Annotated in this window: 13 protein-coding genes; 11 read left to right on the plus strand and 2 right to left on the minus strand. The window is 68.2% G+C overall.

All coding sequences use genetic code 11. The features are described 5' to 3' along the window. Window positions 1-86 precede the first annotated feature (86 nt). From KVT39_RS01680 to KVT39_RS01720, 9 genes are all read left to right on the plus strand, one after another. Complete coding sequence (locus KVT39_RS01680; RefSeq protein WP_217587355.1) at window positions 87-1,121, plus strand: succinylglutamate desuccinylase/aspartoacylase family protein; 1,035 nt, start codon at window positions 87-89, stop codon at window positions 1,119-1,121. A 108-nt stretch (window positions 1,122-1,229) separates the two neighbouring features. Further along, window positions 1,230-1,526: a type II toxin-antitoxin system MqsR family toxin gene (locus KVT39_RS01685; protein WP_034180144.1), complete on the plus strand. Its 297-nt coding sequence runs from the start codon at window positions 1,230-1,232 to the stop codon at window positions 1,524-1,526. A gap of 2 nt (window positions 1,527-1,528) precedes the next feature. Continuing rightward, window positions 1,529-1,930 (plus strand): type II toxin-antitoxin system MqsA family antitoxin, encoded by a 402-nt coding sequence (locus tag KVT39_RS01690; protein WP_034180145.1) that lies wholly within the window; start codon window positions 1,529-1,531, stop codon window positions 1,928-1,930. A 308-nt stretch (window positions 1,931-2,238) separates the two neighbouring features. Continuing rightward, complete coding sequence (locus KVT39_RS01695; RefSeq protein WP_217587357.1) at window positions 2,239-2,799, plus strand: GNAT family N-acetyltransferase; 561 nt, start codon at window positions 2,239-2,241, stop codon at window positions 2,797-2,799. Between the two features lie 53 nt (window positions 2,800-2,852). Beyond that, a complete protein-coding gene (locus KVT39_RS01700) occupies window positions 2,853-3,794 on the plus strand; it encodes an ABC transporter substrate-binding protein (RefSeq protein ID WP_217587365.1) in 942 nt (313 codons plus the stop codon). A 53-nt stretch (window positions 3,795-3,847) separates the two neighbouring features. Further along, window positions 3,848-4,897: an LLM class flavin-dependent oxidoreductase gene (locus KVT39_RS01705; protein WP_217587373.1), complete on the plus strand. Its 1,050-nt coding sequence runs from the start codon at window positions 3,848-3,850 to the stop codon at window positions 4,895-4,897. 7 nt (window positions 4,898-4,904) lie between these two features. Next, a complete protein-coding gene (locus KVT39_RS01710; protein WP_217587375.1) occupies window positions 4,905-6,257 on the plus strand; it encodes an LLM class flavin-dependent oxidoreductase in 1,353 nt (450 codons plus the stop codon). An 88-nt stretch (window positions 6,258-6,345) separates the two neighbouring features. After that, the gene (locus tag KVT39_RS38380) at window positions 6,346-8,136 is read left to right on the plus strand and encodes an amino acid ABC transporter permease/ATP-binding protein (RefSeq protein ID WP_217587383.1); all 1,791 of its coding nucleotides are present in this window, start codon (window positions 6,346-6,348) and stop codon (window positions 8,134-8,136) included. Between the two features lie 34 nt (window positions 8,137-8,170). Then, on the plus strand, window positions 8,171-9,106 hold the full coding sequence (locus tag KVT39_RS01720; protein ID WP_217587385.1) for an ABC transporter substrate-binding protein: 936 nt from the start codon (window positions 8,171-8,173) through the stop codon (window positions 9,104-9,106). Window positions 9,107-9,215: 109 nt separating this feature from the next. Here the strand turns inward: KVT39_RS01720 and KVT39_RS01725 are convergent, their stop codons facing one another. Both KVT39_RS01725 and KVT39_RS01730 read right to left on the minus strand, forming a co-directional pair. After that, window positions 9,216-10,310: an LLM class flavin-dependent oxidoreductase gene (locus KVT39_RS01725; RefSeq protein WP_217587393.1), complete on the minus strand. Its 1,095-nt coding sequence runs from the start codon at window positions 10,308-10,310 to the stop codon at window positions 9,216-9,218. Between the two features lie 52 nt (window positions 10,311-10,362). Next, on the minus strand, window positions 10,363-11,328 hold the full coding sequence (locus tag KVT39_RS01730) for an ABC transporter substrate-binding protein (protein ID WP_105391918.1): 966 nt from the start codon (window positions 11,326-11,328) through the stop codon (window positions 10,363-10,365). 301 nt (window positions 11,329-11,629) lie between these two features. Here KVT39_RS01730 and KVT39_RS01735 point away from each other — a divergent pair, with 301 nt between their 5' ends. Further along, window positions 11,630-12,547 (plus strand): alpha/beta hydrolase, encoded by a 918-nt coding sequence (locus tag KVT39_RS01735; RefSeq protein WP_175747727.1) that lies wholly within the window; start codon window positions 11,630-11,632, stop codon window positions 12,545-12,547. Next, window positions 12,544-12,975 carry a MarR family winged helix-turn-helix transcriptional regulator gene (locus tag KVT39_RS01740; protein WP_217587395.1) on the plus strand — a complete coding sequence of 144 codons (432 nt, stop codon included), beginning with the start codon at window positions 12,544-12,546 and terminating at the stop codon, window positions 12,973-12,975. The genes KVT39_RS01735 and KVT39_RS01740 overlap by 4 nt, the downstream gene beginning before the upstream one ends. Window positions 12,976-13,414 lie beyond the last annotated feature (439 nt).

A 13,414-nucleotide genomic window follows, 5' to 3' on the forward strand; every position in this document is an offset into this window, starting at 1 on the left:
GCAGTCGGCGTTGTACGCTCCCCGCGCGCCGCGTGGCGGTCGTTTCCCGATAAGATGGCAGATTCCGTTCATCGAACGATGCCGCCATGACCGCCTCTTCCTCACAGCGAAACCCCATCCACTGCGAAATCGATCTCGATGCGCAAGGCAAGCACGCGGGCTACCTGCGGCTGCCGCATTCCGTGCACCGCTCGGCGTACGGCTGGCTGCCGATCCCGATCGCGTCGATCCGCAACGGCGACGGCCCGGTCGCGCTCGTGATGGCCGGCAACCACGGCGACGAATACGAAGGCCAGATCATCGTGTCGCAGCTGATGCGCGAGATCGAACCCGAGATGGTCAGCGGGCAGCTGATCCTGCTGCCGATGGCGAATTTCCCCGCGGCAGACGCGGGCCTGCGCGTGTCGCCGCTCGACGAAGGCAACCTGAACCGCAGTTTCCCCGGCGATCCGACCGGCACGCCGACGCAGATGATCGCCCACTACATCGAGCACGCGCTGCTGTCGCGTGCGCAGTATCTGGTCGACCTGCATTCGGGCGGCAGTTCGCTGCTGTACCAGGGCGGCAACATGCTCGCGATCGATCCGCTCGACGCGGACGAAGCCGCGAAGCTCAACGGGCTGCTGGTCGCGTTCGGCTTGCCGAATGCGCTGCTGCACGCGCCGAACCCCGTGCATTCGGCATCGGCCGCGCGCCGCCAAGGCGCGATCTCGATCGTGACCGAACTGGGCGGCGCGGGCATGGCCGATCCGTCGCTGATCCGGCTCGGCCGCCACGGGCTGCTGCACTACCTCGGTTATATCGGCCTGCTGCGCGGCGCGCTCATGCCCGACGCGCCGCCGACCGTCACGCGCTTTTTGCGCGTCGACGGCGACCGCCACTTCGTCTACGCATACGAGCGCGGGCTGTACGAGCCGCTCGTCGAACTCGGCGACCAGGTGAAGGCCGGGCAGCCGGCCGCGTGGGTGCATTTCCCCGATACGCCGCTGCGCGAACCGATGCTGCACCGGTTCAACGGCGACGGCGAAGTGGTGTGCAAGCGCGTGCCCGCGCAGGTGCGGCGCGGCGATTGCCTGTTTCAGCTGGCGGAGCTGTCGGCTGCGCCGAGCGTTGGCCATTAGGCCAGTTCCGGATTCATCCCCTTTCCGTGCAGTCTGTCATTCATGGCGGACGGCACACGTGCGTCATTAACCAACTTGACAAATTAACCCTTTTGGTTATGATCGCAAATGGAAAAGAATTCGGCTCATTGCAAGCTGTCCCGGATCAAAACGCTCATCGAGAACGGCAAGGTGCGTTTGACCGCGAGCGCGGTATTCGGCGCCCGGCAACTCGGTTTTACGGAACGGGAGGCAGTCGGTGTCGTCATGTCGCTGACAGCCGCCGATTTCTACAAGAGCATGACGACGTATGCCGACCATACGATCTGGCAAGACGTCTATCAACGTCGCACAGTCCATGGCGACGTGTACCTGAAACTGACAGTGATCGACGACGTGCTGATCGTGTCTTTCAAGGAGCGGTGAAAATGAAGTGCCCTGCCTGCGGTGCCGCCAAGCTGGTCCGCGATACACGAGATATCCCCTATACGTACAAGGGTCGATCGACGGTCGTCCGCGATATCACCGGTGATTTCTGCCCGGCCTGCGGAGAGTCGGTCCTCGACCTCGACGAGGCGACCCGTCTCGGCGACGCGATCACCGAGTTCAACAAACAGGTGAACTCGACCATCGTCGACCCGAAGTACATTGCGAAGGTACGCAAGAAGCTGATGCTGGACCAGCGCGAGGCGGCCGAGATATTCGGTGGCGGTGTCAACGCGTTCTCCCGCTACGAAACCGGCAAGACGAACCCGCCGCTCGCCCTTGTGAAACTGTTCAAGATACTGGATCGCCATCCGGATCTGCTTGCCGAAGTGCGGGCCGCATAGGTTCGCGCCATTCGGCATTGCGCATGCGTGAAGCACGAGCTTCAACGCATGCGCTTTCCACCCCCACCCCACTCCCGCTGCAAGCCTTCTGACGCCTGCCGCGAAATCCTTATCGAAATTGCTTCGTTCGCCTTTGCCGGCCGCGCCGCTAACGTGTTCGAAACGGCGGCGGCCCGTCGCATGCATCGCAGGATGCGCATCGGCCGCCGTCATCACGACAACCGCGCCGCGATAACGGAACAGACCGGACGGGCCATGTGCCCGCACCCCAAAAGGAACGTCCGCATCGCGCGCCCTTCGCGATGCCCATGGCCACGAACGACCGCCTCATCGACACGACGCCGCTCGACGTCCGCGCGCAACCGCTGATCGACGCGCTGATCGACGAGTATTCGACCCGTTACGACGCGTACCGCCCCGACAGCCGCGCATCCGCGCGCGACGAACTCGCGCGCTATCCGGCCGAACTGTTCGCGCCGCCCGAAGGCGCGTTCGTACTGCTGCTGCGCGACGGCGAAACGATCGGCGGCGGCGCGTTCAAGCGCTACGACGCGCAGACCGCCGAGCTCAAGCGCATCTGGACGCGCACGGACCTGCGCCGTCAGGGCCTCGCGCGGCTCATCGTCGAAGCGCTCGAGTTGCGCGCCGCGCAGCAGGGCTATCGACGCCTCTACCTGACCACCGGTTTTCGCCAGCCCGAAGCCTGGGCGCTGTACGACCGCACCGGCTATACGCGGCTGTTCGATTCGTCGATCGACCCCGAAGCGTATTTCCACCTGCGGTTCGGCAAGGATCTCGCCGATCCGTCGCGCACGTCGACGCTCGCCGACCTGCGGGCGCCGTTGCCCGAGCCGGCGCTGCCGCGCTGAGCCCACCGCTCCACCCGACTCCGCTCCCTACGACACGACAACAGGACGTTTTCATGCAACGAGCCGTACCGCATTCTTCCCGCGCCATCCGCACGCTGGCCGCCGCGCTGATCGGCCTGACCGCATTCGCCGCGGCTGCCGCGACGTTCGACCTGAGCCCCGAGCAGCGCGGCCGCCCGCGCGGCGTGGCCGATGCGGCCGTCGAACGCGCGGTGCCCGCGTCGTTCAAGTTCGCCGAGCCCGGCACGCTGACGATCGGCATCGCGCCGAGCCTGCCGCCGATCAGCTCGTATGCGACCGACGCGCGCACGGTGGTCGGCTTCGACGCCGACGTCGGCCAGCTCGTGTCCGACAGCCTCGGCCGCAAGCTGAAGATCGTCGCGCTCGCGTGGGCCGACTGGCCGCTCGCGCTCGAATCGGGGAAAGTCGATGCGGTGATCTCGAACGTGACCGTCACCGAGGAGCGCAAGCAGAAATTCGATTTCTCGTCGTACCGCCACGATCTGGTCGGCTTCTACGTGCGCAACGACAGCAAGATCCAGGCGATCCGCGAGCCGAAGGATGTCGCGGGGCTGCGCGTCGTGACCGACGCCGGCACCAATCAGGAAAAGATCCTGCTCGCGTGGGACCGCGAAAACGTCGCGCACGGGCTGAAACCCGTGCAGATCCAGTACTACGACGACCAGGCGATGCGCATCGTCGCCGTGCAGTCGGGCCGCGCCGATGCCGTGTTCAGCGTGAACTCGGTGCTCGCGTACCAGAGCGCGCAGCAAGGCAAGACGCGGCTCGTCGGCGCGATCAGCGGCGGCTGGCCGCGCACGGCCGACATCGCGATCGCGACGCGCCGCGGCAGCGGGCTCGCCGAGCCGCTGACCGTCGCGCTGAACGGGCTGATCAAGAACCGCCGCTACCAGCAGGTGCTCGACCGCTGGAACCTCGCGTCCGAAGCGATCGACCAGTCGCGCACGAATCCGCCGGGGCTGCCGAAGAGCTGATCGCCGCGCGCGCCCACCGTCCATCCACGCCATACGCAGGAACGCCGCTCACCATGTCTTATTCGCTTTCGTTGCTGGACAAGAGTCCGATCGCCGACGGCGCGAGCGCCGCCGACGCGCTGCGCTTCACCACGACGCTTGCGCAGCGCGCCGAACAGCTTGGCTACGAGCGCTTCTGGGTCGCCGAGCATCACGGCACGCCGGGTTTCGCGAGTTCCGCGCCGGAGATCGTCGTCGCGCACCTGCTCGCGCACACGTCGCGCATCCGCGTCGGCTCGGGCGGCGTGATGCTGCAGCACTACAGCCCGTTCAAGGTCGCCGAAGCGTTCAAGGTGCTGGCCGCGCTCGCGCCGGGCCGCGTCGATCTCGGCATCGGCAAGGCGCCCGGCGGATTGCCGCTGACCACGCGCGCGCTGCAGTGGTTCCACGACAAGGCGCGCAAGCCCGACTTCGCGGGCCAGCTCGCGGAGCTCGACGCGTTTCTCGGCTGGGGCGTCGCCGAAGATCATCCGCTCGCCGGCGCGGTCGCGATGCCGGTGCCGCCGCAGCCGCCCGAACGCATCCTGCTCGGCGGCTCGCCGGACAGCGGCGCGCTCGCCGCGCGCAACGGCTGGCGCTTCTGCTACGCGGGGCATTTCAACGGCGACGACGCGAATCTCGAACGCTCGCTGGACGCGTACCGCGGCGCGGGCGGCACGCGGCCGCTCGTTGCGCTATACGCGGTGGCCGCGCCGACGCGCGACGAGGCCGAGCAGCTGATCGGACCGCTGAAGATCTTCAAGCTGCAGTTCGCGGGCGGGCAGAGTTTCAACCTGGCGAGCGCACAGGCGGCCGCCGAATTCGCGCGGCAAAGCGGCGCGTCCGACTACCGGATCGACGAGCTGCGCCCGACCGTGCTGGCCGATACGCCCGAGCGCGTGCACCGCGCGCTCGATGCGCTGAGCCGGCGGCTCGACGTCGATGCGTTCGTGATCGATTCGCCGGTGACCGACTACGCGGCGCGGCTCGCATCGGTCGAATGGCTCGGCGGCGCGCTGTCGGCCACGCCGTTGCAAGCGGCCCTCGCGGCCGACCGCTCCCTCTCCCCTGACCAGAACGCGTGACGCTCCCATGACGACCCGACGATCGATCCCCTTCGGCCTGATGCTGCAAGGCGCAGGCAGCCACATGAACGCATGGCGGCACCCGAGCAACCCGCCGGACGCGAGCATCAACCTCGACTTCGCGATCGGCATCGCGCGCAAGGCGGAAGCCGCCGGCATCGCGTTCGCGTTCGTCGCGGACGGCCTCTACATCAACGAGAAGTCGATCCCGCACTTCCTGAACCGCTTCGAGCCGCTGACCGTGCTGTCGGCGCTCGCGGTCGCGACGAAGAAGATCGGGCTCGCGGGAACCATCTCGACGTCGTACAGCGAGCCGTTTACGGTCGCGCGCCAGCTCGCGTCGCTCGACGCGATCAGCGGCGGCCGCGCCGGCTGGAACGTCGTGACGACACCGCTCGAAGGCACCGCGAAGAATTTCGGCAAGGCGCATCCCGATCACGAACTGCGCTACGAGATCGCCGACGAATACCTCGACGTCGTGCAGGGCCTGTGGGACAGCTGGGACGACGACGCGTTCGTGCGCGACCGCGCGACCGGCCGCTTCTTCGATCGCGACAAGCTGCACACGCTCGATCACCACGGCCGCTTCTTCCAGGTCGCGGGCCCGCTCAACATCCAGCGCTCGCCGCAGGGGCAGCCGGTGATCTTCCAGGCCGGCTCGTCCGACACCGGCATCGGGCTCGCGGGAAAGTACGCGGACGCGGTGTTCACGCATTCGCCGTCGCTCGACGAAACAGCCGCGTTCACGCAGCGCGTGAAGCAGAGCGCGGTCGAGCACGGGCGGCAAGCCGGCGACGTGAAGATCTTCCCCGGCGTCGGGCCGATCGTCGGCCGCACGGCCGCCGAGGCCGAAGACAAATACCAGGCGATCCGCGACCTGTTGACGATCGACGAGGCGCTCGCATATCTCGGCCGCTATTTCGATCACCACGATTTCACGCAATACGCGCTGGATGCGCCGTTCCCGGAACTCGGCGACCTCGGCCGCAACAGCTTCCGCTCGACCACCGACCGGATCAAGGCCGACGCGAAGAACAAGGGCCTGTCGCTGCGCGAGACGGCGCTCGCGGTCGCGACGCCGCGCCCGAACTTCATCGGCACGGCCGAGCATGTCGCCGACGAGCTGATCCGCTGGCACGACGCGGGCGCCGGCGACGGCTTCATCCTCGGCTTTCCGGTGCAGGCGCAAGGCGTCGACGATTTCGTCGAACTCGTGATTCCGGTGCTCGAGGCGCGCGGCCGCTACAGCCGCGACCTGCCCGGCGCGACGCTGCGCGACCACCTCGGCCTGCCGCGCAAGGCGAGCCGCCACGCGGCACCCGGCGCTGCGCAGGAAACGGCGGCCGAAGCGCACGCCTGAGCCACCGCGGCCCGGCCATGTGCCGACCGCCGCGCCGCCCGTGCGCGGCGCGACCGACTGACCGACCGATTCGAGGACTTCCAACGACATGAGCGACACGACCCACCTCGGCGGCGCACTGCCGCCGCTCTCTTCCGCCGGCGCGCGCGAGCCCGGCACGCGGTTCCGGATCGTGCCCGCGCGCCACCGGGCGCGCACGGCCGGCACCGTGCTCGCCGTCGTGCTGATCGCGATCGCGCTGCATTCGATCCTCGGCAACCCGCAATGGGGCTGGCCGGTGTTCGCCGAATGGTTCCTGTCGCCGCCGGTGCTGTCGGGGCTCGCGCGCACGCTGGTGCTGACGCTGCTCGGCGCGGTGTTCGGCTTCGTGCTCGGCGCGTTCGTCGCGCTGGCCCGGCTGTCGCGGTCGCGCCTGCTGTCCGCGAGCGCATGGACCTTCGTGTGGCTGTTCCGCTCGATTCCGCTGATCGTGCTGCTGCTGATCCTGAACAACCTCGGCTACCTGTACGAGCATGTGCGGCTCGGCGTGCCGTTCACCGGCATCGTGTGGTTCGAAGCGCCGACGACCGACCTGATCAGCCCGTTCCTCGCGGCCGTGCTCGGCCTCACGCTGAACCACGCGGCGTTTTCCGCGGAAGTGATCCGCGGTGGCATTCTCGCGGTCGACCAAGGCCAGCTCGAAGCGGCCGCCGCGCTCGGGCTGCCGCGCGGCCGCCAGACCGCGCGGATCGTGCTGCCGCAGGCGATGCGCGCAATCCTGCCGACCGCGTTCAACGACCTGATCACGCTCGCGAAAGGCACGTCGATGGTGTACGTGCTCGCGATGCCCGAGCTGTTCTACACGGTGCAGGTGATCTATCGCCGCAATCTCGAAGTGATTCCGCTGCTGATGGTCGCGACCGTCTGGTATTTGATCATCCTGACCGTGCTGTCGGCGATCCAGGTACAGGTCGAGCGGCACTATGCGCGCGGCGCGCTGCGCAATCCGCCGCCGTCGGTGCTCACGTTCGCGCTCGCGCGCATCGGCGTGCTGTGGCGGCGTGCCACGTCGCGCCATTCGGCGTCGATCGTGCGGGCCGAAAGCGATACCGATCCCGCTGCCGCCACCGCGCCGCGCGCCGGCGGCGAAGTGGCCGTGCATGGCGTATCGAAGCAGTTCGGCATGCAGCGCGTGCTCGACAACGTGTCGTTCGTCGCGCCGCGCGGCAGCGTGACCGCGATCGTCGGGCCGTCGGGCTCGGGCAAGTCGACGCTGCTGCGCACGATCAACCATCTCGAACGCGTCGACGACGGTTTCATCGACATCGACGGCGAACTGATCGGCTATCGCCGCGACGGCGACGTGCTCTACGAGCTGAAGGAGCGCGACGTGCTGAAGCGGCGCACGGCCGTCGGGATGGTGTTCCAGAATTTCAACCTGTTCCCGCACCTGACGGTGCTCGAGAACCTGATCGAGACGCCGATCGCCGTCGCCGGCGTCACGCGCGATGCGGCCGAGCGCACCGCACGCACGCTGCTCGCGCGCGTCGGTCTTGCGGATAAGGCCGATGCGTACCCGCGCCAATTGTCCGGCGGCCAGCAGCAGCGCGTCGCGATCGCGCGGGCGCTCGCGTTGCGTCCCAAGGTGCTGCTGTTCGACGAGCCGACGTCCGCGCTCGACCCGGAGCTCGTCAACGAGGTGCTCGACGTGATCAAGGAACTCGCGCGCTCGGGCACGACGCTCGTGATCGTCACGCACGAGATCGGCTTCGCGCGCGAGGTCGCGGACAACGTGCTGTTCATGGAGCGCGGACGCATCGTCGAAGCGGGGCCGCCGGCCGTCGTGCTCGACGCGCCGTCGCATCCGCGCACGCGCGCGTTCCTGTCGCGGGTGCTGTGATGCGCATCCCTTCCGACAACCGGGGCGCCACACGATGATCGATCGACGTCAATTCATGACCGCCGCGCTGATCGCGGCATCCGGCGGCCAGTCGTCGCGCATCGCAAACGCGGCGGCTGCAACGGCCGACCTCGACCCACGCCAGGCCGGCCGGATTCGCGCGTCGCGCGACGACGCGGCCATCCGCGAGGCGAGCGGCTACCGCTGGGTGCGCGACGGCGCATTCACGGTTGCGATTTCACCGCACGCGCCACCCGTATCGACCTACGCGACCGACGCACGCACCGTGGTCGGCGCCGATCCCGACTATGCGCAGCTCGTCGCCGATGCGCTCGGCCGCACGCTCGTACTGGTGCCGATCGCATGGGCCGACTGGCCGCTCGGGCTGACGTCCGGCAAGTACGACGCGGTGATCTCGAACGTCGGCGTGACCGAGAAGCGCAAGGAGAAATACGATTTCACGACCTACCGGCTCGGGCTGCACGGCTTCTATGTGCGCACCGGCAGCCCGATCGCGAAGATCGCCGAGCCGAAGGACATCGCGGGCCTGCGGATCATCACCGGTGCCGGCACGAGCCAGGAGCGCATCCTGCTCGAATGGAGCCGGCGCAACGTCGCTCAAGGATTGAAGGCGACCGAGCTGCTCTATTTCGACGACGACGCGACCGCGCGCGTCGCGCTGCTGTCGGGCCGCGCCGATGCGGAGCTGAACCCGAACGCGTCGCTCGCGTACGAGGCCGCGCGCAGCGGCAAGATCCGCCGCGTCGGCGTCGTCAATGCGGGCTGGCCGAACAATGCCGACGTCGCGATCGCAACGCGTCGCGGCAGCGGCCTCGCGCCCGCGCTGACGCTAGCGACGAATGCGCTGATCGGCAGCGGCCGGTATGGGCAGGCGCTCGCGCGATGGGGTTTGCAGAGCGAGGCGATCGCTCGCGCGGAAACCAATCCGCCGGGGTTGCCGTCGTTCTGAAGGCGTCGATGCGTCGATGCGTCGATGCCTGAAATGACATCGCCCCGGCATTCCACGATGGAAATACCGGGGCGCAGTCGAAGCAGTACCGTTCGTCGCCGAGTCGCGCCTATGCCGTCACCGCAGCGTGATACCGGTCGAGCTCCTCGACATGCGCATGAATCGCCGGAATCAGGTCGCGCCCGTAGGCCAGCGCATCGTCGAGCGGATCGAACCCGCGAATCAGGAACGTCGACACGCCGAGCCGATAATACGCGCCGAGCGCCCGCGCGACCTGTTCGGGCGTGCCGACCAGCGCGGTCGAATTCCAGCGCGCACCGGTCAGGTTCGCGACACCCATCCACAAGCGCTCGTCGAGCACGTCGCCCTGCGCGGCGGCGGCCATCAACCGTTGCGAGCCCGCATTCTGCGGCGCGTGGCCGGCGATCGGCTGGCCGTTCGCGACCCGCGCCGCGCGTACGCGCTCGCGAATCGCCTCGGCCTTCTCCCACGCGGCGGCCTCGGTATCGGCGACGATCGGCCGAAACGACACGCTGATGCGCGGCGCGCGCCCGAACGGCGCGGCGGCGGCATGCACGCGCGCGATCTGCTCGCGCACCGATGCGAGCGGCTCGCCCCACGTCATGTAGACATCCGCGTGCTCGCCCGCGACCGCGAGCGCGGCCGGCGACGAGCCGCCGAAATAGATCGGCACGTGCGGCCGCTGCGCGCCCTTCACGAGCGGCGACGCGCCGCGCAGCCGGTAGAACTCGCCGTCGTGGTCGACCGGCGCGTCGGCCAGCCAGATCCGCTTCAGCACGTCGAGATATTCGCCGGTGCGGCGGTAGCGTGCATCGTGCGGCACGAAATCGCCGTCGCGCTGCAAGTCCGAATCGTCGCCGCCCGACACGACGTTCAGCGCGAGCCGGCCGCCGCTGAACACGTCGAGCGTCGCGATCTGCCGCGCGGCGGCCGACGGCACGATCACGCCCGGCCGGTGCGCGAGCAGGATGCGGATGCGTTCGGTCGCGGCGGCCGCGAACGACGCGACGATGAAACCGTCCGCCGCGTTGCTGAAATGGCCGACCAGGATCTGGTCGAAGCCCGCCGCCTCGTGCGCGTGCGCGAAGCGGCGCACGTAGTCGGGCTGGACGGCCGCGCCGCCCGGTACGTCGACCTCCGCGCCGGGCGTCGCGGTGATCATGCCGATGATGTCGACTGGCATGTCGGGTTGTCCTTCTGGTTCTCGATCGGGAATCGGGGATGCGACCGCGCGATTACTGCGCGGCGGCCGTCTTTTGCGCAGGCGCAGCGAACGCGCCCGCATACGAGCGGTCGAGCAGCTTCGACGTGTCGTACGCGGCCGGAATCACGCCGGCCTTGTGCAGGAAATCGGCCGTGTTCTGCGCGTCCTTCGCGGCCGTGTCGTCGACCGGGCCCACGCGCTGCTTCGCATTGTCGAGCCAGCGGTACGCGACGTCGGGCTCGAGCTTCGCGCGCTTCGACCATAGGTCCGCGTACTCGCGCGGATGGCTGTCGACCCACTGGCGTGCGGCCACGACGCGCTTCAGGAAATCGGTGATCTCCGCCCGCTTGCCCGACGCGGCCTGCTCGTTCGCGGCGACGAAGCTCAGCGCGGGCATCAGCCCCTGCGCGGTGGTGATGGGCCGCGCGCCCTGCCGCAACGCCAGCGTGCTGACGAACGGCTCCCACAGCGACACGGCATCGACCGAGCCGTTCGCGAGCGCGTTGGTCGCGTCGATCGGCATCAGGTACGCATACTTGACCGAATCCGCGCGCAGGCCAGCATGTTCGAGCGCGCGCAGCACGAGCTGCTGGCTCCATGCGCCGCGCCACACGGCGACGGTCTTGCCCTGCAGGTCGGCCACGGTACGCACCGGCGAATTCTTCGGCACGAGGATCGCGACGCCGTCGAGGCTCTGCCGCGACACCGCGACGACCTTCACCGGCGCGCCGCGCGCGGCCAGCGTGAGCAGCGCGGAATCGCCGAGGAAGCCGATGTCGATCGCGTTGCCGTTCAGGCTCTCGGCGACCGGTGCGGCGGCCTGGAAGTGCTTCCACTCGATCGTGTAAGGCAGGTCCTTCAGCACGCCGGACGCCTCCATCGACGCCTGGATGTTGAAGTAGTTCTGTTCACCGACGCGCAGCGTGACGGTGTCTTTCGCGATGCCCGGCTGCGCGGCAAGCGCCAGCAAGAGCGCCGTGACGATTCGGCTCAGCAACGTGATCTCCCGGATGGTTGGCGGGCTGCCGCACGACGGCGGCGCCTCGTTGTCCGCCTTGCGCGACGGCCGGCGGAACGGATGGATCCGATGAAGATACGGCGATCCTCTTCATGAGACAAACGCAATATTCTTCTATGTAAAGATGCAAATATTTTATGGAACGAGCCGCGTCACGCGACACCGGACGCAGCCCTCCGCCACATATCGTTCGAATGATTCCTCGATAGATATTTCGTTCACGAAATAAATCCCGGACTATATTTCGCATACGAAATAACCATCTGGAACGAGGACGGCCATGACCTCCCAACCGATCGAGTTTTCCGCCATCGACGGCTATCCGCTGCGCGGCACGCTGTGGACGCCCGATGCCGAACCTCACGCGCTGGTGCTGATCCATCCGGCGACGGCCGTGCCGGAGCGGCTGTATGCGGGCTTCGCGCGCTTCCTGACCGAACGCGGCTTCGCGGCATTGACCTACAACTACCGCGGCATCGGCGCGTCGCGGCCCGCGCGCCTGGGCGCGCTGCGAGCCCGCATGCGCGACTGGATGGAGCTCGACGTCGGCGCCGCGACCGCATGGGCACGGCAGGCATACGAAGGATTGCCGCTGCTGGCGGTCGGGCATAGCGTGGGCGGGCACGCGATCGGGCTGTCCGCGAGCACGACGCATCTGCGCGCGGCCGTGCTCGTCGCCGCGCATGCAGGCAGCACGCGCCTGATCGCGCAGGCGGCCGAGCGCCTGAAGGTGCGGCTGATCCTGCGCGTGCTGGGCCCGCTGATGTCCGCGCTGCTCGGCTACGTGCCCGGCAAGCGGCTCGGGCTCGGCGAGGACCTGCCGGCCGGCGTGTTCCGCGAATGGAGCCGCTGGACGACGCTGCCGCACTATTTCTTCGACGATCCGACACTCGGCGCGGCCGATCGTTTCTCGAAACAGCGGCTGCCGATCCTCGCGCTCGGCTTCGACGACGATCCGTGGGCGAACCCGGCCGCGATCGACCTGCTGGTAAGCTATCTGACCGGCGCGGCGGTCGAGCGCCGCCAGATCGATCCGCACGCGGCGGGCAGCGGCCCGGTCGGGCACATGGGCTTCTTCCGCAGCCGGCCCGGCGCCGTGCTGTGGCCCGACCTGGCCGACTGGCTCGCGCAGGCACTCGACACGCCGCGCGCCGCCGGCCGTCCCTCCCTTTCCATTGCAGCCGGGAACCCAGCTTGAGCGAAAACCGACGACTGTTTTTCCTGTTGAACATCGGCCAGCGGCGCGTGCAGCGCTGGGTCGACCGCAAGGCCGAGACCGATACGCGCGCGAGCGCCGCGCAGGCCGGCGTGCTGTTCTGTCTCGCGAAGCAGGACGGTGCGCTGATCGGTGAAATCGGCGCCGCGCTGCAGCTCGCGCCGTCCGCGATGACGGGGCTCGCCGACCGGATGGCGAAAGCCGGCCTGCTCGCGCGCCACGCCGATTCGGACGACGGCCGCGCGACGCGCCTGTACCTGACCGACAAAGGCCACGCGGCGCTCAAGCGCGCGCGCGTGCTGCTGCGCGAACTGAACGGCAAGCTGTGCGACGGGTTTTCCGACGCGGAACTCGATATCGTCGCGCGCTGGCTGCACGCATTGCAGGACCGGTTTCCGACGGAGCGCTGAGCAGCGGCAACGCGGACGCCGCATCGCCTGCCGGCAACGAATCGATTCGACAAAACCGGCTCGCGCCGGCTGCAATCGAAAGCGATTGCGATTCGCCTTTTCGATTCGATTTCCGCGCACTCGCGACGGCAAATTTTGCGTTCGCGCCGCGCCGCTCCGGCAACGCTTTCCGGCTACGCTCTGTTACAAAAAATTGCCTGCCGCGCCGCATCCGGATCATCTACATTGCAATCCACTTCTACGCATTCTTCGCCTGCCCGAACCGGCGTCCCAGCCGGGCGGCATCAACGACACATCCGTTACAAGCAATAAAACGAATAGGAGTCTTGACCGAAGTGCTGGCGGTATCCAGCGCACGCGGATCGCGGTGGCTGAAGCGGTATCCTGAACGACACGTCCCGGCGGCATGCATCGTGCGCGTCGCCGCGGCGCCCCGATC

Source organism: Burkholderia sp. GbtcB21 (genome assembly GCF_019091065.1).
GTDB classification, from domain to species: Bacteria; Pseudomonadota; Gammaproteobacteria; order Burkholderiales; family Burkholderiaceae; genus Burkholderia; species Burkholderia pyrrocinia_C.

What these genes read in the sequence shown, in the direction of transcription:
- KVT39_RS01710 (WP_217587375.1), top strand. Translation starts at nt 4,905, where the DNA reads ATGACGACCCGACGATCGATCCCCTTCGGCCTGATGCTGCAAGGCGCA.
- KVT39_RS01735 (WP_175747727.1), top strand. Translation starts at nt 11,630, where the DNA reads ATGACCTCCCAACCGATCGAGTTTTCCGCCATCGACGGCTATCCGCTG.
- KVT39_RS01705 (WP_217587373.1), top strand. Translation starts at nt 3,848, where the DNA reads ATGTCTTATTCGCTTTCGTTGCTGGACAAGAGTCCGATCGCCGACGGC.
- KVT39_RS01700 (WP_217587365.1), top strand. Translation starts at nt 2,853, where the DNA reads ATGCAACGAGCCGTACCGCATTCTTCCCGCGCCATCCGCACGCTGGCC.
- KVT39_RS01685 (WP_034180144.1), top strand. Translation starts at nt 1,230, where the DNA reads ATGGAAAAGAATTCGGCTCATTGCAAGCTGTCCCGGATCAAAACGCTC.
- KVT39_RS01690 (WP_034180145.1), top strand. Translation starts at nt 1,529, where the DNA reads ATGAAGTGCCCTGCCTGCGGTGCCGCCAAGCTGGTCCGCGATACACGA.
- KVT39_RS01725 (WP_217587393.1), bottom strand. Translation starts at nt 10,310, where the DNA reads ATGCCAGTCGACATCATCGGCATGATCACCGCGACGCCCGGCGCGGAG.
- KVT39_RS01720 (WP_217587385.1), top strand. Translation starts at nt 8,171, where the DNA reads ATGATCGATCGACGTCAATTCATGACCGCCGCGCTGATCGCGGCATCC.
- KVT39_RS01680 (WP_217587355.1), top strand. Translation starts at nt 87, where the DNA reads ATGACCGCCTCTTCCTCACAGCGAAACCCCATCCACTGCGAAATCGAT.
- KVT39_RS01695 (WP_217587357.1), top strand. Translation starts at nt 2,239, where the DNA reads ATGGCCACGAACGACCGCCTCATCGACACGACGCCGCTCGACGTCCGC.
- KVT39_RS38380 (WP_217587383.1), top strand. Translation starts at nt 6,346, where the DNA reads ATGAGCGACACGACCCACCTCGGCGGCGCACTGCCGCCGCTCTCTTCC.